The sequence below is a fragment of the Leptospira bandrabouensis genome, from assembly GCF_004770905.1.
Taxonomy (GTDB): domain Bacteria; phylum Spirochaetota; class Leptospiria; order Leptospirales; family Leptospiraceae; genus Leptospira_A; species Leptospira_A bandrabouensis.
Map to the genome: position 1 here is coordinate 843425 of NZ_RQHT01000014.1, position 23465 is coordinate 866889.

Genomic DNA, 23465 nt, shown 5'->3' on the forward strand with positions numbered 1-23465 from the left:
GAGAGGACAAGTGGTGATAAAATCAGGTCCACCTGTCCTTAAACCAATCTTTACGCGTTAGGAGTTTCGATTCCAACACCATCATTTAAAAATTTAGAAATGATGACTCTTTGGATCTGCGAAGTTCCTTCATAGATTTGGAAGATCTTTGCATCACGCATCAATTTTTCGACTGGGTATTCTTCGTTGAATCCGTAACCACCAAAGATTTGTACTGCATCCGTTGTAACGCGCATAGCCATATCTGCACAAAAAACTTTTGCAATCGATGCTTGGTAAGTATTTCTGAATTTGTTATCGATAAGCCAAGCTGATTGCCAACAAAGGAGTCTTCCTGCTTCGATGTCACGAGCCATTTCAGCGATCATAAAACTAACACCTTGGTTTACAGAAATTGGTTTCCCAAACGCATTACGAGTGTTTGCGTAACGGATAGAATGATCGAGTGCCGCACGTGCCACACCGACAGCTCCAATTGCCACGGCAGGACGAGTTTGGTCAAAAGCGCCCATCGCAATTTTGAACCCTTCTCCTTCTTTTCCAATCATGTTTTCTTTTGGAACTTTTACATCTTCAAAAGTAACACCACGAGTGTCGGAACAACGTTGTCCCATATTTTTTTCTTTTTTACCAACGATGATTCCTGGAGATTTGGCATCGACGATGAAACCTGTCATACCTTTGTGACCCGCATTTGGATCTGTTTTTGCTAAAACAAAAAACCAATCTGCATGACCTGCGTTTGTGATCCACATTTTGGATCCGTTGATGATGTATTCGTCACCCACTCTTTTTGCCGTAGTTCGAATTCCAGCCACATCGGAACCAGCTCCTGGCTCCGTTACTGCATAAGCAGCCAATGTAAAATTTTCAGTCATTGGTTGGATGAATTTTTTCATCACATAATCATCCGCACCTAACAATACAGGCGCAAGTGCCAAGTTGTTTGCTAGGATGGCTGTGGCCATTCCAGAACATCCGTAAAATAACTCTTCCGAAGCAATCAGTTCATCCAAAACACCGAGGCCAGACCCACCGTATTCCACGGGGATATGCATATTCATAAGACCTACATCAAAAGCTTTCTTTAAAATTTCTTTCGGATATTCACCTGTGTGGTCATGGTGTTCCGCCTTGGGAATCATTTCATTTTTGGCGAAATCTTTCGCTAAGTCGCGTAGGGCTTTTTGTTCATCGGTGATAGAAAAGTCGATCATGGTATGCCTTATAGATGTTTTTTTACAGTACTTTGGAATTTTCTCTCTGAGTCAAGAAACTAGGGCGACTTAAATCTGTTGAAAAATCTTTTGAATCAAAAATCCTAGCCTTGGGAGAAAACAATGTCAGGACACTCGAAATGGGCGACGATTCGAAGAAAAAAGGGAGCCATTGATGCCAAAAGAGGCGCCATCTTTACAAGGATTGCCAAAGAAATTTCCGTAGCAGCGAAAGAAGGTGGTGGAGACCAAGAAGGAAACCCAAGATTACGCTTAGCTGTCACGAAAGCAAAAGCCGCCAATATGCCTAAAGACAACATTGAACGTGCCATCAAAAAAGGTACGGGTGGACTCGAAGGTATGGTCTACGAAGAGTGTCTGTACGAATGTTACGCACCTGGTGGTGTTGCCATTATGGTGGATGTTCTTACTGATAAAAAATCCCGTACAACTCCTGAAATTAAAAGCATTCTAACCAAACTCGGTGGTTCCCTCGCCAATGCAGGTGCCGTTTCTCGTTTTTTTGAAAGAAAAGGACAAATCACCCTAAAAGCAGACCAAATTTCTGAAGAAGCGTTGTTTGATTTGGCACTCGGTGCTGGTGCCGAAGACATCCAAGTGAATGACGGAATGTATGTTGTAATTACAGCTCCTGCAGAATATGAAGCTGTCCAATCTGCCCTTTCTACAAAGGGCCTAAATATGGAAGAATCAGAAATTAAATACATTGCGATGACAACTGTCGAAGTAAACGACAAAGAAACCGCAGAAAAGGTGATGAAGTTAATTGATAACCTAGAAGCCAATGACGACGTGCAGGGTGTAAGTTCCAACTTTGAGTTAGGTGAAGGTGTCGAACTAGATTAAATTTTTCCCTGAAAAGACAGGACGGTAAATTATGTCGCCCTGTCTCAAGTGAAGTTTGAAATCGTAAGACAAATATTTTGTCTTACGAAGTTACCGGTTTTTTGGTTTATCTTTTTTTGATCATACCTGCAATGAAGATAAGTAAAATGGCACCTACGACTGCCACAATCAATTCCGCAATCAGACCATAAGATCGAAAACCTAATAGGCCAAATACAATTCCTCCTAAAAAGGAACCGACAACACCGATCACTAAATTGGCAATCAGCCCAAATCCTTTTCCACGCAAAATACGACCAGCAAGCCAACCTGCTGCAAGACCAATCAGTAAAAACCAAATAAAACTAAACATAAGTTACTATCCTTGTTGCCTTTTCTTTTGAATTCTCATAAATTTACAAGAAGTCGTTTGAGAATCAAATCATATACGCAGGCTACATTTGAAAAATCAACTTTTAACAGGTCCCTATTATTTTGGTATGAAAGATTTGGATGTATTCAAAAAACATTTCATCCAAGAAAACCAAGGGAAACCTCTTTTCCTCATTCGTTTTGAAAACATTACTGGTATCGAACTTACTGATTTTTTGGATCTACTTCGAACTGAGTTTTATAACTGTATGGATTTGGAAGATATTACTTTTGGATTTCACCATATTGAAAAACAAAACATTTTGATTATGGGGATCTCTCCCCTTTTTGAATGGGATATCGAACGATTCCCAAATATTGAAAATGCAGTTGGTAAATTCCAACAACAATGTTTACAGAATAAAACTGCATCCTTTCACTTTGGAGTTTCTAGAACTCAATCTAATTTCATCTCGGATGATGAGGAAATTTATAACGAACTTTATAAATCATCAGAAAAAAATCTAAACGATAACCTAGTTCGTTGGAGTTGGACATATTACAATAAAGCCAATACTTATATTTCTGGTTCAGTTCATGAAGCCATGATCCAACCGACTGTCATCTTCAACCCTAAAGACAAAACCTATTCTGTGAAAGGCGGCGAAGTTTTTCTAGGTGGTGGAGCCTATATCGGTTATAAAGATTTGATCAATGACATTCCTTCTGACCAAGATATAAATCGTATTGAACTTTTGATTTTAGAAAAGTTGATCATAGCTTGTGAAGGGGCACCAGGGTTATTAAAATTCAATATTTCGCCTCAATCGTTAATTGATACTTTTTCGCAAATGGACCGAGTCGATCGACTGAAAAAACTCATCCAGAATAAAGACCTACTTCCTGAAAACATACGATTCGAACTCGTAGAAAAACCTTATGATGATTCGCACTTTCCATTAAAAGATGTATGTCATGCATTCTATTCACATGGAATGAGTTTTGCGGCAGACGACTTTGGGGTAAAAAGTCAGTCCCACCAAATCGTTTTAGATCTAGGAATTATGATCAAAGAATTTAAACTAGATCCTATTAGTTTTAAATTCAAAATGGAAGAAGACCAAATTAAATTTTTGGATAACTTGGCATTTATTGATTATTGTAAACGTCTAGCTGATAACAGGGAGGCTGTGATTACTGCTGAAGCTGTTGAGGATTTTGATACTTTACGATTTCTTATGGAACACCAAATTTACCAATTCCAAGCAAACATTCTATTTGGAAAAATGACCGTATCGGATTATAAAAGGGATTTTGAAGTTCTGCATTCAATCCATGAAGATGTTGTGAAAGAAGTATTGACAGATAAAATTTTGTCAGAAAAACAAAAGAAAGTTGGGAATTTGTTTCGGGTTGCTTCCGAAGAAGGTTTAATTTAAAATTCATTATGCATTTCATCATGGCGATTGAAAACGATCCCAATTCCTCTCAGGATTTGGAAAATATCTTCCTTGGTTTACGCCAACGAGTTGTTATCACTAAGTTTTCTCAAACAGTCCAAGAATATGTGAAATCCTCTAATCCAGATATCATATTAATGGGTTTGTCCTTTAAGGATAAAAAAGAATTAGAATTTGTTTTGGAACTTCGCCGTGATGTGATCACTCATAACATTCCTATTTTGGCTATGATTCCCAAAGAAGATTCCAACTTCATAGCAAATCATAAAGCTCTTGGTTTTACAGATTATATGGTTAAACCATTAATCAAACAACCTCTTTTAGATCGTATCCACTCACATATTGAAGAATATAAGTTTAGCGAATCATCCAAAACAAGAGACAATATGTCATTTGTTGTTGTGGATAGAGGACATGGACGTGTATTGTTTCAGTGTCGTGCTAATCTCAAACGATATGTATTTCCAGAATTCAAAAAAATATTCACACCTAATTTTTTAAAGTCCATCCAGTCTGAACGTATTTGTTTTGATGTTCGCGTTGTTCCCGAATTGGGAAAAGATGAAGTAGAAGTTTTCGAACGTGTGATGAAACTGTTTTCAAATCACGAAAAAGTTGTATTCATCGCTGGTCGACACATGGGTGCTTTTATTGAACATGCAGCAGATGATGAAAAAATGTTAGTATTCATGGCGCCAAACGAGTTCGAAGAATATGTAAAAATGGAAGAACAGAAAAAAGAAGAACAACGTAAAAAAGAAAAAAAGGAAAAGTTTATTAAGGAAACAGGTAAAGAACCTCCACCAGCTCCTACACTTTTAAGCCAGGTTAAAATTGAACTTCCAATCAATCCACCCAGCGAACCAGAAATTTCAAATCCTTCTTCAGAATCGACAGATACTTCGTCTAACTCTGATTCAACGCAATCTCCACCCCAACCATAATTGATAAAAATTAAACAAAAGAAGTAACCAATGAACTACAAACGAGAAGTCATCGATATTCCCAACGGCAAAGGCGAAATCATTCGCTTTCAAATGAACGAACAAAATTCACTCACCGGTCAAAACATGAGAGACCTCGGTGAAATTTTAAATGAAATCAAGGCCGACAATTCCAAACGTGGTGTGATTTTAACCACAGACAATCCTAAGTTTTTTTGCAATGGACTCGATGCAGAAAACTTACTTTCTACCAGTAGAGACAAACTCATCGATGAAGTCGGTGGCATTGTTATTTTATTCGGTGAGTTAGTTAAATTTGATAAACCTCTCATTACCGAAGTCACCGGTCATGCCATGGGTGGTGGTGCGGTCATCACGGTTGCATCTGATTTTAAATATATGTTGGATGGAAAAGGAAGGATTGGTTTTACAGAAGTCAATGTGGGTCTTCCGCTTCCTGGAAGTTTTATCGATCGGATTCGAATGTGTGTGGATCCAAGGTATTGGGCAGAAGTATGTTTAGAAGGAACCACTTACAAAGGTGCCGAAGCCAAAAAAATTGGTCTTATCGATGAAGTGGCTCCAACTCCCGAAGAGGTTCGAAAACTTGCATTAAAGAAACTGGAGGCCCTGTCGAAAGTTCCTTCCGCTGCCTACCGGGCTACAAAAAATACTTTGAATGGTGCACTGATAGCTCACCTAGATCAGTATAAAAAGGACACGATCAAATCCTTTGAACAACCAGGTGTTGTTGATAATTTACTCGAAGCAATGACAGCCCTTAAGGAAAAACGTAGACCCGTTTTTAAATAAATTTTTACAGAACGAGGGGAAAATGAGAATGGCCCCTCGATTCTTATAAGTCTTTTCACCATAATAGCCGAAAAATATAGTGAAATCTGATGTTGCGTTCTCTCGTATTAGTACTTATACTTTCTTTCTTTCCCCTTTCTGCAATATCTGTCTCTGATTTTCCCCCAGGTTTTGTTTTAAAAAATCCCTACGTCTGGCCCGTCAAAGGATATGATTCTATCACCGGCACCTTCGGTGAATTTCGAACAGGTCATTTTCATATGGGCCAAGATTTTTCTACAGGTGGCAGGATTGGTATTCCTATCGTAGCTGTCGCAAAAGGAAAAATCACACGAGTACAAAGAAGATGGACTAGCATAGGTTATGCGTTATTCCTCCAACACGATGATGGAATGACTTCACGGTACGGTCATTTACATAAATTTTCACAAAAAGTTATCAAACAAATCTTAAAATCAAAACAAGCAAAAAGATACAAAGATAGAACCGATTTTGATATAGCACTTCCTGAACCAGTTGAGGTAGAAGCTGGCGAAACAATAGCATTTTCTGGTGACACAGGAGTGGGGCCACCTCACCTTCACTTTGAACTTTTTAAAGACAACGTATATTATAATCCCGTACATTATGGATTAGGATACAACGTGGCAGAACCTATTGTATTCAATGCACTTCGGATTACGCCACAAACACCACGAACTTTTATTAACGGCCGAAATGAAACCGTTGAAATTCCTTTTTATGAAACAGGTGGAAACCGATTTGAGTTATCCGAGTCACCTACTCTCTTTATACAGGGAAAAGTGGGAATACAAATTGCAATCCACCAAAAATCAAATAGTAATCGTCTTGGTATTTTCACCTTAGATATGTTAATTGGTGAAAATGTTTTACAAGGTTTCCAACTATCGAAAATTCTAAAAGAACACACAAGAAAAAACGTATTATTATATGACAGTTCTGTAAGTAAACCTAATGGAAACCCATTTTCCTATTATTTACATACAAGAGATGGGAATGACCTTCTTGGAATGCGGAGTAATGGAAGAGAACAAGGCCTACTCGATAGCGAACAAATGAGAATGGGTGAACCAAAAGAGATTACCATTCGAGCTACTGGTATGGGTGGCCAGATGTCTTTTGCTTCCTTTTATATTCTAAAAGACCAAGGGGATTATAGTCATATTGTCACTAAAGAATGGAAATACAATGTGTACTATGATCGTTATACGACTTTCAAATCGAAAGATACAAAAGTGGAATTATTTTTTCCAGTAAATGCTGTGTATTCCAAAGCATTTTTTGAAATTGAAGCCCAAGAACAAATACAAATCAAAACACAAGGGCTCAACCAACTTTCCAGTGTATATAAAATTGGTCCTGATTTTAAGGATTTTAATTTAGGTTATGACCTTTATGTAAAGGTACCAAAATCGAAAGATATTAACTCAGCTGACCTATATGAAGTTTTACCAGATGGAAACGTTAAAAAAATAAATGGATCTTCTTTTAGTTCTTGGGGCCAGTTTTTCAAAGTAAGATTACGCAAGACAGGAATGTTTGTGGTTCTTTCAGACCAAACTCCTCCTACAATCTACTTACACGAGTTGATGAGTAAAACCGTTTATCCTAGAGAAGATTTTGCTTTGTATTTAAAAGCTGTGGATGTTGGATCAGGAATTATGCCTGACGGGTTTGACATCACAGTGGATGGAATTCCAGGCAAAGCGGAATTTTTTCCTAAAGACGGTCGTTTGGAAATCTTTGAACCAGAGATTTTATATGAACCAGGGAAACATACTGTGCTTGCGAGTGTGCGAGATTTTGCTGGAAATTGGAGTTCGACAGTTCGATATGATTACGAAATACAGGCTCCACCTGTTACGGAAGAAAAGAAAAAACTTCCTAACGAAAATCAAAACGTAGATTTGGGAAAAGATAAAAAGAATATAAAAGAAACTAAAACAAAACCATCTTCACCTAAGGTGCAAAAGGCGGTGAAACCAATTTCAATCGCACCCAAGGCAAAGGATAAAAAATCTACATCCCGATAGCCGCACCACCGTCTACACGGAGGTAAGTTCCAGTAATGTAAGATGCATCGTTACTTAAGAAAAACTTAACAGCAGATGCGATCTCTTCTTGTTTTCCCGGACGTTTGAGTGGGATTACAGAAGGATCAGTTAACTTGTCTTGCACTTCTTTGGAAAGTGTTCCCGTCATTTCTGTTTGTACATAACCTGGACAAACTGCATTTACGAGTACGTTTCTTCCTGAAAATTCACGAGCAGAAACTTTTGTTAATGCAATCACTCCCGCTTTGGAAGTAGAGTAGTTTGCTTGGCCTGGTTGGCCGGTTAATCCAGAAACAGAAGAGATGTTTACGATTCTACCAGAGTCAGATTTTAGAATGAGTTTACTTGCGGACTTAGTCATAAGGAAAACTCCCTTACAGTTTACATCCATAACAAAGTCATATTCTTGTTCAGACATACGAATGAGAAGATTGTCTTTTAAAACTCCAGCGTTGTTTACTAGAAAATCTAGTTTTCCAAAAGCCTCTTTAGTTTTGCTGATCGCAGTGTCGCAGTCTTCTGGTTTTGTTACGTTACAAGCAACTCCAATTGCTTTCACACCAAATTTTGCTTCTACTTCTCTTGCAGCTTCTTCAATTTTTTCCTGATTCAAATCAACAAGCACCAAACTTGCACCATGCGATGCGATTCGGTTTGCGATTGCTCTTCCCAAACCAATGGGAGAGGCAGCTCCCGTTACCAGTGCTACTTTTCCTTCGAATTCTTTGGACATATGCCCCCCTAGGATTTATTACTAGATTCTAAACTTGAATTTCGAACATCGTTCGGCAATCGTAAAATTCCCAGTTGAAAGAGAAGTTTCTAATGAAAGACTGCCCTTATGATCGATCGATACAGCCATCCAGAGATTTCTGCCATCTGGGAATTAGAGAACAAATTTAAGATTTGGACAGATATTGAAATTTATGCCTGCGAAGCCCGCGCCAACCGTGGAGAAGTTCCCAAAGAGGACCTAGAAACCATCAAACAAAAGGCAAAATTCAATGTGGACGAAATTCTAGAAATAGAATCCAAAGTTCACCATGATGTGATCGCCTATTTGACAAACCTAAACTCTTATATAGGACCAGCAGGCCGACATGTTCACTTTGGACTGACATCCAGTGACGTTGGTGACACTGCACTTTGTGTACAAATGGTCCAAGCAATGGACCTTCTCATCCAAAGAACCGAAACTCTTTTAGAAACCACAAAACAAAAAGCAAAAGAGTACAAAGACCTTCCTTGTATCGGACGTTCTCATGGAATCCATGCGGAACCAATGACACTTGGTCTTAAGTTTGCTCTCTTCTATGCGGAGATGACTCGAAACTTAGAACGGATGAAAGATGCTAGGGCTCAAGTTGCGGTAGGTAAACTATCTGGAGCTGTGGGAACCTATTCCAATATTGATTTAGAAATTGAAGAATATGTGTTAACCAAACTTGGATTAACTGTTGATCCCATTGCTACACAAGTTATTTCTCGTGACCGCCATGCATTTTATATGTCAGTGCTTGGAGTGGTTGCTGCCAGTTTAGACCGAATGGCAACTGAAATTCGACTCTTACAAAAAACGGAAGGGCGCGAAGTAGAAGAACCTTTTGCCAAAGGCCAAAAAGGATCTTCGGCTATGCCTCACAAACGTAATCCTGTTGTTTGCGAAAGAATTTCTGGAATCTCCAGAGTCATTCGGTCCAACGTAAACGTGGGATTACAAAACGTTGGACTTTGGCATGAAAGAGATATTTCTCATTCTTCTGCCGAACGAATTGTACTTCCCGATTCTACCATCGCACTCGATTACATTTTAGAGAAAATGAATTTTGTCCTAAAAGGACTTCATGTGTATCCTGATGCCACAGAACGCACATTAAATGTGACACGTGGATTAATTTTTTCACAAAAAGTTCTGTTGTGGTTGATTGAAAAAGGTGGAATCACTCGTGAAGATGCCTACTTAATCGTACAGGAAAATGCAATGGCAGTATGGGCAGACCAATCCAAAAATCTTCGTGACCTTTTAAAACAAGATCCAAGATGTTCTGCCATCCTAAAAGATAGCGACTTGGATGAAATTTTCCAAATCAAACCTTATTTGGAAAGGATTCCTCTCATTTTCAAACGATTGGGGATTACTGATTAATTAGTTTTAAGAAAAATCAAATCTTAGATTTCAAAAAGGATTAGGTTCTTACAAACCTAGTCCTTTTTTTTTGGATTTTTATCTTTTGTATTTAAAAACTTTTCAAAAAAACCGGATGATTAACGAAAAACACAAATAAAAATTTATGAAAAAAAGTATCGGATTAGTATATCTACAATTGGCCGCTCAAACTTTCTGAATCAATTTGAACATTTGTTAAAGATTGAATAAATAATATAGTTTTTAATAATTCTTTTCTAATTCGGTAACCAACCATTGGATCAAATCTTTTAACATCTCTCTGTTGATACTATGGCCTTCTTCATATTCCTGATAATAAGGCCGAATGCCAATGGATTCCAAATATTGTTTCACCGAACGTGCATATTCAACTGATAACACTCGATCCTTGGTCCCATGAGAAATAAATATCTTCTTTTTGAAAAGATCATCTGTGACCTTTATCATTTCCTTATTCTCTTCCAGCAACCTTCCACTTAAAGCAATGATCCCTTTGAATTTCTCTGGATAAAGTAATCCAATAGAATAAGACATGATGGCACCTTGACTAAAGCCACAAGTCCAAACATTGGATTCATCATATTGGTGATTGAATTTAAGGTAATCCAAAAAATCTAATAATAGCTTTCTACTCTCTTTTTCTTGGTCTAAATTGATTTTAGGTTGGCCAGTTGTAAATAATACTTCATACCATCCAAAACTTTTAGGACCTAATACCAAAGGACCCCTAAGTGAAACGATCAGAAAAGAATCAGGTAAATTACTTGCTAAGGAAAACAAATCTTCTTCATTACTTCCAACGCCATGTAACAATAAGAGAAGAGGTGGTTTTTCAATCGATACCTTTGGTTTTCGAATTAAAAATTCTAACGGTTTTTCCATATGATTATCTCTTTCTATTATTACTTTTGATTACGAATCAAACCTGACAGAAGTCATTGTCAACGCACCTGCGACTGGTTTATCATTAAAGAAGGACACCTTATCTGAATCAAGTTTTGTCCCTAACGTATAAATTAACGGCAAATAATGTTCCGCAGTGGGGATGGCCCATTCAAATTCCTTTCCATGATTTCGAAATTGAATTAATGAGTCATTGTCTCCTGCCATAATCCAATTTTTGACCTTTTGGTTTACATTCAGCGCCCAGTCAAATCCATACACTTCGTTTAATCGGTCCCAAGCCACCATACGCAAGTTATGTACTATATTTCCACTAGCTATAATTAATACACCATGGTTTCGAAGCGGAATTAATTCTTTTGCTAACTGAAAGTGTTGTTCAGGAGAAGTTTTATAATCCATACTCAACTGAACAATGGGTACATCGGCATCAGGATAAATATGTTTGATCACACTCCAAGCTCCGTGGTCCAAACCCCATTCGTAATCTAATTTTACATTCTGAGATTTCACCATTGATTGCACTAGTTTTGCAAGTTCTGGGTTACCTGGCGCCGGGTATTGAACATCAAATAAAGCTTTTGGGAATCCACCAAAATCATGTATGGTGGGGGGATTTTCCATGGCGGTTACAAAAGTACCATCGGTTACCCAGTGGGCAGAAATACAAAGAATCGCTTTTGGTTTGGGAAGATCAGAGGAAAGATTTCGTAAACCTTCTACAAATTCATTTTCCTCAATCGCATTCATCGGACTTCCATGTCCCAAAAAAAGCGAAGTAAAAGTTTCTGAGCTTTGGAAAATACCCCAATTTTCTATGTTTTCTGCATGATTCATGATAGTTACCTGAATTAAATTTATCCGTCCCTCTATTTAGATAGTTTAATATCAAATCATTTATTGTCAATCTATTCCTTGTTCCAGAAACCCAATTTCTTCTTTTCTAAGTTCACACTCTATCGTCAAATTACCGAGAATACGCTAAGGAGAAAATTGAGGATTGGAAACAAATAAAACAAACCAGGAAAAAATTTCGTACATTTTGAACGAACTAATTACAAATCACAATACTAAATCAATCCAAGAAGTTTTTTCGAGTGAATACATTGTTCATACATCAAAAAAAGATTATAAAGGACATAAAATCATCATCAAGTGGGCCAAGAATTTACATGATTTTTTATCCGATTTAAAAATAGTAAAAATTCAATTCTTAGTACAAACAGAGGATTTGATAGTATGGAAAAGAACCTTACGTGGAAAAATAAAACCTTCCAAGAACAAAAACTTAAAAACAAGTAAAACCATTCAGTGGGACGAAATGATTGTTTCCAAATTTAAAAATGGTTTTATTATAGAAGAATGGAATAATTCCGAATTTCTAGGTGTACTTTTTTCCAAACCAAATTGAATTAAAAATTCTATAACAATAACAAATTCATGTCTCTAAAAAAATTCGAAGTAAAACTTATCTCATTAACGAAGATATATTCTTTCTATTTGTTAGTTTCATTTGGTTATATCCTTTATCATGGATTAACAGAAGAAAAAGACTTAAAATCAACTTTTGCTCTTGTACTGGGTAATAAAGTAGAACTAAATGGAAAACCTTCGGATCGATTACAAGCAAGATTAGATCGTGCCGTTTTCCTTTATAAGGAAAATTCAATTCAGAAAATAATAGTCTCTGGAGGGATTGGAAAAGAAGGATTTGACGAAGCAAAAATAATGAAAGAATATTTAATAGCAAATGGCTTAAATGCAAATCAAATCATAGAAGACAATCTAGGTTACACTACGGAAAAATCTGCAGATAATTTAAAGGAAATCTTGAAATCGCATGAATCGGAACCAATTCTTATCATTTCGCAGTATTATCATCTTCCTAGAGCAAGTTACCTAGTAAAAAGAGCAGGATTCAATAATATCAAAACATCTTACGCCAGATACATTGAAATACGTGACCTATATTCCATTTTCAGAGAAACAATAGCTTTACCTTATATAATAGTTGTTAACTCATTTTTTAAGCACTAAATAAATTTTTTAAATAATACTTTGCCAGGTTTTTAAATAATAATTGTCATGGAAATCAATCATGAATGAAGATTCAAATTTAAAACTAATTGATAAACAGCTAAACGCATACAATAACAAAGATATAGATTTGTTTTTAGAATGTTGGGATAAAAATGCCAAAATCTTTTTGCATCCGGATACACTGGTAGCCGAAGGAACTGAAGAGATCAAAGAAAGGCATTTAATTCGTTTTCAAGAACCAAATCTTTTTGCAAAACTAATTTCTAGAACTAAATTCAACGGTAAAATTGTAGACCATGAATTGGTTACCAGGAATTTTCCTGAAGGAAAAGGTACGATTGAAGTATTAGCGATTTATGAAATTATGAACCACAAAATTTCTAATGCCTGGTTTTTGATGGGAGAACCAAAATTCTAATTTTAAGTTTTTAAACAAATTCAAATTTCAACTCGAGGTTTGTATTCCCCAGAAAATCGAATCTAGATATTCCTTTTCGATCTATATTTTCTTGTTGAAAGATTGTCATTATCCACTCATATAACTCTGTTTAAACTGAAACGAGTTCAAATTTTTAAGAACAAACGGAATCTTTCGAAACCACAAAAGGGAAATACTATGGCAGCACCAAAGAAGAAAAAAACCACTGGAACTAAAACCAAATCCAATCTCAAAAAATTAGATTATCGACCCAATCCGACTCACACCATTTCCCCTTTTCTTATGTTTAACGCGAACATTGAAGAGGTAGCAAAGTTTTACGCATCGGTTTTTAAAAAATCCAAAATCGTAACCGCAAATCCCATGCAAGGGGAGTTCATTTTAAACGGTCAAAAGTTTAAAGCTTACAATGGTGGACCGGAATTTAAATTTTCTTGGGGAGTTTCCTTTATGATCAGTGTAGAAACCCAAAAAGAAGTAGATTATTATTGGAATGCACTTTTAGCCAATGGCGGTAAAGAAAGTATGTGTGGTTGGCTTCAGGATCAATTTGGAATGCACTGGCAAGTGACTCCCAATATTCTTTTAAAACTTATTTCGCACAAAGATCCTATAAAAGTAGAACGTGCCACACAAGCCATGTTAAAAATGAGAAAAATAGATATAGCGGCACTGAAAGAAGCAGTAAGTTAATTAATTTAACTTACTACAATCAGACAGCTGTTACTTGTTTTTCAGAGATCAAATTGTATTTCAATTTAATTTGATCAATTTTTTCTTCCATTGACTTCCATAAAGAATCTTTTTCTGGATGGAAGGTACAAAGCACACCTTGTCTCACCAAATCAATGATTTCATCAATGGAAAAATCTAAGAAACGATAGAGTTTAAAAAATTCATACGTAAGATTCACATTAAAGATATCTGGATCATCCGTATTGATACACAACATAAGTCCCTGGTCGTAATAATATCGAACTGGATGGTTTTGTTCTTTGCGAACATATTTTCCTGTAAACACATTTGAAGTTACACAAATCTCGATTGGGATTTTGTTTTCCTTCATGTAACGGACAAGTTCTGGGTCTTGGATCGCAGATGTTCCGTGACCAATTCTTTCCGCCTTACATAGATTTACTGCATCCCAAATCGCCCATGGACCATCATCTTCACCCGAGTGAGCAACACATCGTAAACCGGATTCTCTAGCAATTTTGAATACTTCCGAATAATCCTTGGCAGGTCCCATAAGTTCCGCTCCACCAAGTCCAATTCCTATGACTTCTTTATGTTTTAATCCTAATACTCGTTTGAGATTGTTCATCGCATTTTCAGGTCCAAAGGAACGCGAAACATCAACTAACAGACGAATGGTGATTCCGTCCTTAACTTCAATTTGACGAATTCGATTTACCATCACTTCTACCATTTCATCAAAATCTAATCCATTTTGAATGAACTTAGAAGGTGCGAAGAATGCCTCACAATAAACAATGTTATTGGATCGAAGGTAATCGGCTAAACTATCAATAAAATATCCGAGATCCGATGCTTCTTTAACCGCACCTTGAACGAAGAAAAATACTTGGATGAAACCGTTTAAATCTTTGAAATTATATTTGTCTTCGAACTCTTTATCGGTTACTTCGATTCCATTCTTTTTATATAGAAATTTTAATGTTTCTTTGTTTACGCAAGCTTCCAAATGGAGATGCACTTCCGTTTTGGGAATTTCGCGTATGAAGTTAATGACATCTTGCTCATTGGGATGGGGGACAGAAAGATCTCCAGCAAGTAAGGACTTTCTTTCCTTGAGAACCGAAGGTTCTGCTGCTGGTTCCAACCCTTCTTTGGACAAAAGCCAAAGTGGTGGATGGAGGACTGGGAGTTCCATCAAGGAAACACGCTCGTTTAACAGCGTATTGATTTGTTTATCAAAAGTAAGTTGGATAGTAGGAGAGTAGGGCCTGTCAGCTGGCAGCCGACTTTTCAGGCGATTGAGCTCTGCTATGTCACGGTCAATGACAGCAATACGATTTAAAATCTCAGAAAAAGGAACTTCCATGTTCCAGGAAAGAATGGGTGAATCAGCGGGTATCTACAAGTAGATTTTTAGAGTCCAGGTGAAAATCCCTATTTAGGTTTGAAAAATCCCGTCGATAGGATGTTTGGGGGCGGAAAAGACTGGAAATTTTTTCCGAATTATGTCGTATAAATGAATATGCTCACATCTCGCAAAACCTTTCTACCGTTTGCACTTCCATCAATTTCTGAAGAAGCCATTGAAGAAGTTGCCCAAGTTTTACGGTCTGGTTGGGTCACCTCAGGACCCAAAGTCAAACAGTTTGAGATGGAGTTTGGTGACTTTGTCGGTAGCAAAGAATCCATAGCTGTTAATTCCGCCACTGCCGGCTTACATTTAGCTTTAGAAGCGATTGGACTAACTTCTGAAGATGCCGCCATCACAAGTTCCATCACCTTTACTGCTACGACAGAAGTAATCTGTTATTTCGGTGCCGAGCCAATTCTCACTGATGTTGATCCCATTCACAATCTAATGACACCAGAATCCTTACGGGAGACTATTGAGTCCAAATGCAAATGGAACGGAAAAGAACTTAAAAGTAAAAAAACCGGAAAACGAATCAAAGCAATCCTGCCTGTCCACTTAGCAGGGCATACATGTGATATGGAAGGTCTTCTCAAAATCGCGAAAGAATATAATTTATATGTAATAGAAGATGCGGCTCATGCATTTCCCGCGGTTCATAAAAATAAAATGATCGGTACCTGGGGCGATTTTACTGTGTTTAGCTTTTATGCTACAAAAGGAATCACAACAGGAGAAGGAGGGATGGTAACCACTTCTCACAAAGAGGCCGCGGAACGAATTCGTAAAATGCGACTTCATGGTATTAATCGAGATGCGTTTAACAGACCTGGCTGGTACTACGAAGTAGTTGATGCAGGATATAAATACAATATGACCGATATAGCCGCTGCCTTGGGTGTTGTGCAGTTAAAAGAATCTCACGGATTTTGGGAACGTAGAATAGAAATTGCAAAACATTACAACCAAGAGTTTTCTTCCCTTAAAGGCATTAAACTTCCTAAAGAAGATCCAAATGGAATTCACAGTTGGCATCTCTATCGAATTGAAGTAGATCCAAAAATTGCGAAAGTGGGACGAGATACATTAGTAGAAGAATTAAAAGAGAGAAATATTGGAACAAGCCTTCATTTCATTCCTATCTTCGAACACCCTTATTATAAAAAAACCTTTCAATACAATCGCAAAGAATACCCCAATGCATGTTCCATGTATGATAAATCAGTATCTTTACCTTTGTTTGCTGGAATGACAAAATCTGATGAAAAAGATGTGATTGATGCTGTAAAAGATATTTTGGGATAAAAAGTTAATTGGAAGTTGTTACGGTTCGGTTTTGATAAAACTCTGGATCGTACAACTTTAATAAATCAATTAAACCCAAAACAAACTCTGTATCCGTTCCATCTGCCTTTCTACGAATCCAAAAACCAACAAGTTCTTTCACTACCTGAGCATCTATAGTTTCATCGCCCTTTCTATAAACAAATCGCGATGATTCTTCAGGGTCTTCATTGTCGGTAAAAGCGGGATATAAAAATAAAATGAATCGATCTAAATAGTAAGGATCTAACCTCTTCTCTTCCACTAACATCAAATAACGATCCGCTTCTTTTCTAAAAAACTTTGGATTTGAATCTAACTTCTGATAAACAATAAAAAACTCACGAGCTATATTTCGAATGGAATGTTCATAAATAGGCAAAGTTACCGTATACAAAGCTTTGTTACTTTTTGCAGGAAGTAGATACTCTCGTAATTTTACTGGAAATTCAGGATGGTAATGCCCAAAGTCATTTGGTGAATTCAATTCTAAATAATATTTTGTATGAGGCCCAGATTCAAAAATAGGAATTCCCAGATATTCAGAAAGTTTTTTAAGACTTATTATCGTTTGGATTTTACAATAAAATTTGTGATAAGAAATTTCCTTATCACAAGATAATCCTAATTTCGGATATTGAATCCAGGTAGATTCGACTAAATCTCGAAATTTTGTTTCCCTTTCTATAGTTTTATCTACAAACAGCGAATCAACTTTTTGTCTCAGTGGTGAACAAACGACTAAAAAGATAACGGAAAGTCTACTTAATTTTATAAGTAATTTCTGCAGGTAAATTTTCCCATTCAGAGTTGGCATCTTTCCGAAAGTATACAGGAGAAATGGATGTTTTGGAATTCAAACTTTGAAATAAAATTAGATCTGTTTCTTTTTTTTCAAAGTAACGTTTGTCTGTATTACTTCCCAACCCCAAATCGGCAATGGGGATCCAACCATAACTTAAAAGGAAAATAGAGACAGAATCTTGAATGGACTTAGGTTTTCCTTTTTCAAAACGGATCATGCGAAATGGTTGTATTGGAACTCCCATTTCTTTCATTTTGTCTTTAAAATCATTTAAACTAATACTAGTTTGACGAGCTTGGTAAATCGCATCCAAATAGTCTCTTGGTAACAGTTTTAACTCTTCATTAGTTTTTTCATAAAAAGCAGTAACATCATTTGGATAAGTAGCTTCTTTATCTAAATATTCGTCGGTAACGTAGTATTTGATAAATTGGTTTTTTGAAGAAAACTTATACTTAACAATTTGTTCTCCTGGTAAATCTTCGATGGATAGTTTTTTCAGGTGAACTCGATTTCTTTGAATAAAAGAAGGTTGGTAAGTTCCATCAGTAAATTTAACAGCACGTATTCTTTGTTGTTCATTTGAAGGTGGGTGGAGGATGGCAATTTGAGCTTTGGAAAGAGAAACAGAGTCTAGTTTGAATTTTAATGATACTTCTAAATTGTATTCTTCTTCACCAGAGGCAATGAACCTTTCAGTTTCAATGAAGGGAATATTTTTTATTTCTTTATTTTCTCGGTCAACCACCCATAGTTTTGAGCCACTTAACAAAACTCCACGTATCGATCGTAAGTTTGTTTTAATAGAACCCGTAATTTTCCCTGTTTTGGTATCATATCGATAGATACTATTATCAGCTGAATCGGATATCCATAAAGAATCTCTACCATAACAGATATCACGTGGTCTTGTGCGATCTGTAAAAAATCCACCAATCATAAGAGAGGAAGACTGGTCATAAATTTGAACCTTTCCTGAATCCAAATCTAAAATATAATAATAATTTCCAACACTTGCAATACCTGCAACGTTTGCGATTGGGATTTGGATTTTGTCTGTTATCCCCCCTGAGTTAGGATCCAATTTCAAAATCTGTTTTGGGGCTACGACTAGGAGTTTTCCTTCTCGTGTATCAAAACTAATTCCACGAAGGTTTGCTAGACCTAAATTAAAAATCTCTTGTTCCCCGATTTCATTGATTTTAATAATAGCACGACGATTGGTATCAATGTACCAAAAATTGACACCGTCCCATGCAAGCCCGTATGCTTTATCAGAAAGTTTATATTCTTTGCTCTCTTGGGCAAAAATTCCAGTGGAAATAAATATCAGTAAAAATATTAAAATACGAATCATTAATTGAACCCGATGTTATGTGTTATCAGACGAAAAATATCCATCAGTAAAGAAGATTCTTCCAATTCGGATCCTAATATGATTGGTTTTGGTACAAAAATAACTAGGAATGATACTAACATGATAACCCCAAAATAAAATCGAAATTTTCCAATCCCAGCAACGGAATCATGAATGAAAGGATGTTCCACTTTAACCACATAATAAATGATAAAACCCCAAAGTAACCAGGTAAAATGAATTAAAGCAAATACTAGAAAAGCTGTGAATAGGATATGAATCCATTTGCGGTAACCTTCACCAAACATAGAATAAATGACATGACCGCCGTCCAATTGTCCAAATGGTAACAAATTTACTGCAGTAATCAAAAGACCGACCCATCCTGCTTTTGCCAAAGGATGCGCCTGTATATCCATTGTAGAAAAATCGATAGGTCCTAAAATCCACTGACTCGTAATATAAGTGAATAAACTATCTCCAAAAAATAAAAAACCTGACCTGTCAAAATTAGGTGGTATTTCTATCACTTTCGAAAGGCTTATACCGACTAACCAAGCAATCATCGAGAGTATTAAACTAGCAGTTGGTCCTCCAATTCCAATATCGAATAAAACTTTTTTATCGGGAATCTGTTGTTTAATTTGAATGACAGCACCCATAGTTCCGATAGGACCCACAGGTAATGGAATAAAATATGGCCAAGTCGTTTTGACTCCATAAAATCGAGCAGGTAAATAATGCCCCATTTCATGAGCAAATAAAATGAATAGAAGTGACACTGAATAGGGCCAATTCTCAAAAAACATCAGTTTATAATTCTCTAATGTTTGAGGCACTTGTGGATTTAAAAAAATATCAGAATAAGTTAATGTAAAAAATGTAAGAATGAATAAAAGGATGTGTAATGTTTTTTTTGATTCCAAATTCGGAACAACCTAGAAATTTATTTCTACTCGAAAGGATAAATAACTGAGTTATAGAATCAATGATAAACCCGATCTGAATCAGAAATTTGACTCAATCTTTAGACTCTGAACTAGATTCAGATGAAAACTTAGTTTCTGATCCTTTGGAAAAACTGTGTCATTTCCGGATGAATTGGCAAAGTTGATTCTTTTTTGTAGATTCCACGAGGGGAAAATATTCTTCCTAAATTTGGGTCTTTTGAATCCACTGAACAAGTGGATTTTCTGTACGCACTCCAAACTTTAGTTCCATTAAATCTTTCCCAACTCTCGGAAAAGTTGACTCGTCTAAATAGTAATTTTAAAACCAACTAATCAATGTTTGAAAATATAAAAATTATCAAAAAATTTGACCCGGCTGCAAAATCCTATTTGGAAATTGTCCTTTGTTACCCTGGTCTCCATGCCCTTTGGCTTCATAAATTTGCTCATTTACTTTATAAACTTCGTTTACCAATCATTCCCAGACTTGTGAACTACATTAGTAGGTTTTTGACCGGAATCGACATCCATCCTGGTGCAAAAATTGCTCCAGGTGTATTTATCGACCACGGTTCTGGAGTTGTCATTGGAGAGACAGCCATTGTTGGCAGCGGTTCTCTAATTTTCCAAGGAGTGACTCTTGGAGGAACAGGAAAGGAATCAGGCAAACGTCACCCAACCATTGGAAAAAACGTTGTGATCGGTGCGGGAGCCAAAGTGCTTGGAAACATTATTGTAGAAGATCATGTCCGTGTTGGTGCCGGGTCAGTTGTGATGAGAAATGTTCCCGCAGGATGTACTGTGGTCGGTATTCCGGGGAAAGTTGTCAAAGCAGGTGACGTTGCCTCTGATAGCGTAGAACAAATGTTAGAACACAATCAAATGCCGGATCCCATTGCTAAAGTTTTTTCTGTATTATTGGAAAAGGTGGAAACCCAACAGCAACTCATTAACAAATTATATGAGAAACAACAACTGTTAGAAAAAGCATCTGACGAGGCTCCAGAGAACGATCGTTTTATCCAAGAATTCATCCATGGAGACGGAATTTAAAATTCTTTTAAAAGTTCCGTTTTTTTACGGTCATATTCTCCATCAGTGATGAGTTTGTTTTTTCGCATTTCTTCTAATGCCTTTAATTTTTCAGGAACTGACTTCCACTGTTCTAACGGCGGATTAATTTCATCTTCCTTGGGGTACCGAAAAAGAGGAGGGTTTGGCATCAATTCTGGAACATTAAAAACAATAATATTTCCATAAATCGCATTTTTACTTCGACTTTTATCTTTATACAAACTAGTTTGCTGCCGGTCACGTAACCAAAGTTCAGGCCTATAGATTGGTTGTATCGGCGATGGATGAAAAATCACCCAGTCCTCAAAAGAATATTGTGTTTGGAAAGTGATATTCGTATTCATTTCATGAAACAACAATACCAAACCATTTTCCGTGCTGAGAAAATAAAAACTGGTTTTTAAAATTTTAACATTGGGTGAGAGAATATCATCTAATTTAAAAATGCAAAGATAGACCTTTGGTTCTTCGTTCTTTCCTATTTTTTCAGCAAACTTTTGAATTTCAGGAAGGTAGGCTTCCGGAACCAATACATCCCAATCCTCATACGCAAGAACACCTCGTTTGTATTGAATTGATTTTAAAACGGTAGTTAGTTCATTAAAATTATTAGAGTTAATTTTAAGCAAAGATATCTCGGTTGGAAATATTTTTTTCCATTCCTCTTCCTCCACTTCGAAAAACGCTATGGAAGCAGAAGAATCAATCAATTTGATTTTGCGGGAAAAACTAGAACACCCCAAAACAAAAAAAAATAGAATCAAAACGCAGAAAATTTTTGCACTTGCCGTTAATGGATTTATGAATAGGCTAAAATCTGTGTCGCGATTTGTAATATTTCTTTTAGCAGTGGTATTCATATCTCAAGAAAAATGGGAAGCACAGCCCATGCCACAATTTCAGATGAAGGACCAATATGGGCAATCGTATTCTGATAGTTCTGTGAAAGGAAAACCTGTTGTTTTGATGGGATGTTTCCTTCGGGACTTAGAACTTTGTCGAAAACAAGGCCGAAAACTATATTGGAAAATGCAGAATTTGCTTTGGAAAGATAGTTCCAAAGTTCATTTTTTACTTTATTTGGATTTTCAGGAAACAAACAAACTAGTGGAAAATTATTTAGAAGAATCCAAAACAAAACAATATGAAAGTATTCTTTTAGATCGTAAAGGACATCTTACAGTTGGTCTAACCAAAGGTGAATCCTACTTACGGATTTTTAATAAATCAGGCAAATTGATTTCATCATCCTATCAGGAAGAAATGGATGAAAACCTCATCCAAGAAATATATGGAATTCTTAAAAAAGAAATATAACTTACAAAAATCTTTATTCTTCATTATAGTAGTTTTTACTGTTTCGAATTGTTTTCAAAAAAATCAAAACTACTATGAGTTTTGGAAAGGTTATGATCACTTACAACGCTCTATTAAATCTACCTCGAAAAACGAAGTTTATTTTTCTGCTCTAGCAGGTAGTCTTAGTGAAGAAAACGAAGCATTATTACAAAAAACAGCGGATGGTTACCCGTTTCTTTCCCTGTATGGGAGCATAGACAACCAACAAAATTGGAATCTAAATTGGAACGAACCAATTCCACCAAAATATGATTATCTGGCAAAAGTTACTTTCACTCCAAAACTTTGGGAGGAAAGAGAAATTTACACAGTCGAAAGAAAAATCATTCACAAACTCAATGGCTATCAACCTAGAGATTTTTTTAAATGGTTACATGATTTTGTTTTTGCGATCAATGACCACAACGCCTATCAGTCATTAAAGTCAACTTCACAAAACTTGCAGTTCCTATGTAGCGCAATGCAGTGCCATGTAACCGAAAATGCGGAATGGCATACTTTAGAATTTACTATCAATGAAGATACAAAGGCAAAGTTTCCTGGTTTTTACCAAAGAACTGGCTCGCGGTTAGAAAAAACCAAATTGAATCTGGAAATTTGGGATAAATTTAATCCCACGCATAAATTAAAAATTACCAATCAAGGTAAAACTATCCAATTTCATTTTCCAGTGAATCCACCTTCGGATTATTTTCTTTCACCAAAAGAAATTCGTTTTTTAGGTGATATTGAAATCAAATCCTTTGGAATTACTGTAAAAATCCAAAACTTAGAATATAAACTCAAAACTACCTTTGATAAACAAACTGATACACTCGACGGACATTTTGTTCGCATTGGGAAGAAAGAAATTAATGGAAATTTTTTCTATGTGATTCCCCAAGGATTTGTGAATTTTTTTATCCCTGGAAATATGGATGAATACTTTAACGAGTTTTTTACCCTACTCATCCAAGGAACCCAAGGTAGAGGTGGATCACAAATTCACGCTACATTCAGAAAAACAGAACGTGGGCAAATCAACACCATAACTACTTATAATGAAATCAAACGAAAACGTTTTTCTTTGTTTGGTGGCGATGATTCCCAAAAAGCAAGTAACGATTTTGATTTTTATGCCTCCTGGGAAGAAGCTATGTTGTTAGATTTAAAATAATAGCTTCGTCAAAGAAAATACAAACCATCGATTGTTAAAAAACCGATATTGGACT

Annotated in this window: 24 protein-coding genes; 14 read left to right on the top strand and 10 right to left on the bottom strand. The window is 36.3% G+C overall.

Annotated elements, in window-relative coordinates:
* Window positions 1-50: 50 nt before the first annotated feature.
* Complete coding sequence (locus EHR07_RS11155) at window positions 51-1217, bottom strand: acyl-CoA dehydrogenase family protein (RefSeq protein WP_135745154.1); 1167 nt, start codon at window positions 1215-1217, stop codon at window positions 51-53.
* Between the two features lie 123 nt (window positions 1218-1340).
* On the opposite strand from EHR07_RS11155, the gene EHR07_RS11160 reads away from it, so the two are divergent.
* Window positions 1341-2084 (top strand): YebC/PmpR family DNA-binding transcriptional regulator, encoded by a 744-nt coding sequence (locus EHR07_RS11160; RefSeq protein ID WP_135745155.1) that lies wholly within the window; start codon window positions 1341-1343, stop codon window positions 2082-2084.
* A gap of 106 nt (window positions 2085-2190) precedes the next feature.
* Here EHR07_RS11160 and EHR07_RS11165 read toward each other — a convergent pair whose 3' ends face one another.
* Window positions 2191-2436 (bottom strand): GlsB/YeaQ/YmgE family stress response membrane protein, encoded by a 246-nt coding sequence (locus EHR07_RS11165; RefSeq protein WP_100743621.1) that lies wholly within the window; start codon window positions 2434-2436, stop codon window positions 2191-2193.
* Between the two features lie 88 nt (window positions 2437-2524).
* Between EHR07_RS11165 and EHR07_RS11170 the strand changes: the two genes are divergently transcribed.
* The 4 genes from EHR07_RS11170 (at window position 2525) to EHR07_RS11185 (ending at window position 7706) form a co-directional block, all read left to right on the top strand.
* Entirely contained in the window at window positions 2525-3874 is a 1350-nt protein-coding gene (locus EHR07_RS11170; RefSeq protein ID WP_135745156.1) for an EAL domain-containing protein, read from the top strand.
* 8 nt (window positions 3875-3882) lie between these two features.
* A complete protein-coding gene (locus tag EHR07_RS11175; protein ID WP_208739765.1) occupies window positions 3883-4839 on the top strand; it encodes a response regulator in 957 nt (318 codons plus the stop codon).
* 30 nt (window positions 4840-4869) lie between these two features.
* Window positions 4870-5652 (top strand): enoyl-CoA hydratase/isomerase family protein, encoded by a 783-nt coding sequence (locus tag EHR07_RS11180; RefSeq protein ID WP_135745157.1) that lies wholly within the window; start codon window positions 4870-4872, stop codon window positions 5650-5652.
* Between the two features lie 89 nt (window positions 5653-5741).
* The gene (locus EHR07_RS11185; protein WP_135745158.1) at window positions 5742-7706 is read left to right on the top strand and encodes a M23 family metallopeptidase; all 1965 of its coding nucleotides are present in this window, start codon (window positions 5742-5744) and stop codon (window positions 7704-7706) included.
* Here EHR07_RS11185 and EHR07_RS11190 read toward each other — a convergent pair.
* The gene (locus EHR07_RS11190; protein ID WP_135745159.1) at window positions 7693-8460 is read right to left on the bottom strand and encodes a glucose 1-dehydrogenase; all 768 of its coding nucleotides are present in this window, start codon (window positions 8458-8460) and stop codon (window positions 7693-7695) included. The two genes, EHR07_RS11185 and EHR07_RS11190, sit on opposite strands and share 14 nt — an antisense overlap.
* Window positions 8461-8568: 108 nt before the next feature.
* Here EHR07_RS11190 and purB point away from each other — a divergent pair, with 108 nt between their 5' ends.
* A complete protein-coding gene (gene purB / locus EHR07_RS11195) occupies window positions 8569-9873 on the top strand; it encodes an adenylosuccinate lyase (protein ID WP_135745160.1) in 1305 nt (434 codons plus the stop codon).
* Between the two features lie 243 nt (window positions 9874-10116).
* On the opposite strand, the gene EHR07_RS11200 is transcribed toward purB, so the two are convergent.
* Together EHR07_RS11200 and ygiD are read right to left on the bottom strand one after the other, a co-directional pair.
* Window positions 10117-10776 carry an alpha/beta hydrolase gene (locus EHR07_RS11200; RefSeq protein WP_135745161.1) on the bottom strand — a complete coding sequence of 220 codons (660 nt, stop codon included), beginning with the start codon at window positions 10774-10776 and terminating at the stop codon, window positions 10117-10119.
* Between the two features lie 30 nt (window positions 10777-10806).
* Complete coding sequence (gene ygiD, locus EHR07_RS11205) at window positions 10807-11634, bottom strand: 4,5-DOPA-extradiol-dioxygenase (protein ID WP_135745162.1); 828 nt, start codon at window positions 11632-11634, stop codon at window positions 10807-10809.
* 205 nt (window positions 11635-11839) lie between these two features.
* On the opposite strand from ygiD, the gene EHR07_RS11210 reads away from it, so the two are divergent.
* The 4 genes from EHR07_RS11210 (at window position 11840) to EHR07_RS11225 (ending at window position 13969) form a co-directional block, all read left to right on the top strand.
* On the top strand, window positions 11840-12208 hold the full coding sequence (locus tag EHR07_RS11210; RefSeq protein ID WP_238776999.1) for an ester cyclase: 369 nt from the start codon (window positions 11840-11842) through the stop codon (window positions 12206-12208).
* A gap of 89 nt (window positions 12209-12297) precedes the next feature.
* Window positions 12298-12834: a YdcF family protein gene (locus EHR07_RS11215; protein ID WP_244288933.1), complete on the top strand. Its 537-nt coding sequence runs from the start codon at window positions 12298-12300 to the stop codon at window positions 12832-12834.
* Between the two features lie 61 nt (window positions 12835-12895).
* Window positions 12896-13255 (top strand): nuclear transport factor 2 family protein, encoded by a 360-nt coding sequence (locus tag EHR07_RS11220; protein WP_135745165.1) that lies wholly within the window; start codon window positions 12896-12898, stop codon window positions 13253-13255.
* Window positions 13256-13453: 198 nt separating this feature from the next.
* Entirely contained in the window at window positions 13454-13969 is a 516-nt protein-coding gene (locus EHR07_RS11225) for a VOC family protein (RefSeq protein ID WP_135745166.1), read from the top strand.
* 19 nt (window positions 13970-13988) lie between these two features.
* Here EHR07_RS11225 and add read toward each other — a convergent pair whose 3' ends face one another.
* Window positions 13989-15341 (bottom strand): adenosine deaminase, encoded by a 1353-nt coding sequence (gene add / locus EHR07_RS11230; RefSeq protein WP_135745167.1) that lies wholly within the window; start codon window positions 15339-15341, stop codon window positions 13989-13991.
* Window positions 15342-15497: 156 nt separating this feature from the next.
* Between add and EHR07_RS11235 the strand changes: the two genes are divergently transcribed.
* Window positions 15498-16691, top strand: a complete 1194-nt coding sequence (locus EHR07_RS11235) for a DegT/DnrJ/EryC1/StrS family aminotransferase (protein ID WP_135745168.1) — start codon at window positions 15498-15500, stop codon at window positions 16689-16691.
* Window positions 16692-16695: 4 nt separating this feature from the next.
* On the opposite strand, the gene EHR07_RS11240 is transcribed toward EHR07_RS11235, so the two are convergent.
* The 3 genes from EHR07_RS11240 to EHR07_RS11250 are packed head-to-tail and all read right to left on the bottom strand — an operon-like array spanning window position 16696 to window position 19797.
* Window positions 16696-17526, bottom strand: a complete 831-nt coding sequence (locus EHR07_RS11240) for a hypothetical protein (protein WP_238734987.1) — start codon at window positions 17524-17526, stop codon at window positions 16696-16698.
* Window positions 17471-18871, bottom strand: a complete 1401-nt coding sequence (locus EHR07_RS11245; RefSeq protein WP_135745169.1) for an NHL repeat-containing protein — start codon at window positions 18869-18871, stop codon at window positions 17471-17473. The genes EHR07_RS11240 and EHR07_RS11245 overlap by 56 nt, the downstream gene beginning before the upstream one ends.
* On the bottom strand, window positions 18871-19797 hold the full coding sequence (locus tag EHR07_RS11250; protein WP_208739766.1) for a site-2 protease family protein: 927 nt from the start codon (window positions 19795-19797) through the stop codon (window positions 18871-18873). Before EHR07_RS11250 ends, EHR07_RS11245 begins: the two co-directional genes overlap by 1 nt.
* Before the next feature lie 360 nt (window positions 19798-20157).
* On the opposite strand from EHR07_RS11250, the gene cysE reads away from it, so the two are divergent.
* Window positions 20158-20874, top strand: a complete 717-nt coding sequence (gene cysE / locus EHR07_RS11255; protein ID WP_135745170.1) for a serine O-acetyltransferase — start codon at window positions 20158-20160, stop codon at window positions 20872-20874.
* Here cysE and EHR07_RS11260 read toward each other — a convergent pair.
* Window positions 20871-21659, bottom strand: a complete 789-nt coding sequence (locus tag EHR07_RS11260) for an SHOCT domain-containing protein (protein ID WP_409036984.1) — start codon at window positions 21657-21659, stop codon at window positions 20871-20873. The two genes, cysE and EHR07_RS11260, sit on opposite strands and share 4 nt — an antisense overlap.
* Between EHR07_RS11260 and EHR07_RS11265 the strand changes: the two genes are divergently transcribed.
* Window positions 21583-22212 carry a peroxiredoxin family protein gene (locus EHR07_RS11265; RefSeq protein WP_238776989.1) on the top strand — a complete coding sequence of 210 codons (630 nt, stop codon included), beginning with the start codon at window positions 21583-21585 and terminating at the stop codon, window positions 22210-22212. The genes EHR07_RS11260 and EHR07_RS11265 overlap by 77 nt on opposite strands.
* Window positions 22187-23410: an LIC10025 family lipoprotein gene (locus EHR07_RS11270; RefSeq protein WP_135746264.1), complete on the top strand. Its 1224-nt coding sequence runs from the start codon at window positions 22187-22189 to the stop codon at window positions 23408-23410. Before EHR07_RS11265 ends, EHR07_RS11270 begins: the two co-directional genes overlap by 26 nt.
* The last annotated feature ends 55 nt before the right edge of the window (window positions 23411-23465 follow it).